The organism is Sphingobium sp. BS19 (assembly GCF_027925545.1).
Classification (GTDB): Bacteria; Pseudomonadota; Alphaproteobacteria; order Sphingomonadales; family Sphingomonadaceae; genus Sphingobium.
This window is the reverse complement of record NZ_BSEF01000085.1, coordinates 1-385: the sequence shown is the minus strand read 5'-3', so window position 1 is coordinate 385 and position 385 is coordinate 1. Positions and strand designations below refer to the sequence as shown.

The window sequence follows — 385 nt, the reverse complement described above, 5'->3', positions numbered from 1 at the left end:
CGCGGCGAGATTTTCGCCAGCGATTCGCAGGTTTTGTCGAGATCGTGATAGGTCAGGACCACCGATCCATCGTCGAAGACCGACGCGAATGAGATTTCCGGTCGGATATATTCCAGCCCGAATTTGCCGATCAGACCCAGTTCGTCTCGATTGATCAGCGGATTTGACTGGATCATGATATGGGCGGTGGAATGCAGATCGTGCCGGAAACCGGGAACCGTCACTTCGCGCGTAACCGCGCCGCCGCCGATCCAGGCATTGCGCTCCAACACCAGCACCTTCATTCCGGCCGCGGCAAGATAGGCTGCCGCCACCAGCGAGTTGTGTCCTGCGCCAGCCACGACGACATCGAAATCTGCGTTCATCCCTGCCCATCTCCCAATCG

The 385-nt window shown here is 58.4% G+C and carries 1 protein-coding gene; it reads right to left on the bottom strand.

Going from position 1 to position 385, the window contains the following annotated elements; all coding sequences use genetic code 11:
• Positions 1 to 365, bottom strand: a 365-nt coding sequence (locus QMG56_RS23275) for an FAD-dependent oxidoreductase (protein ID WP_281825285.1), incomplete at its 3' end; no start/stop codon positions are given.
• Between the last annotated feature and the right edge of the window lie 20 nt (positions 366 to 385).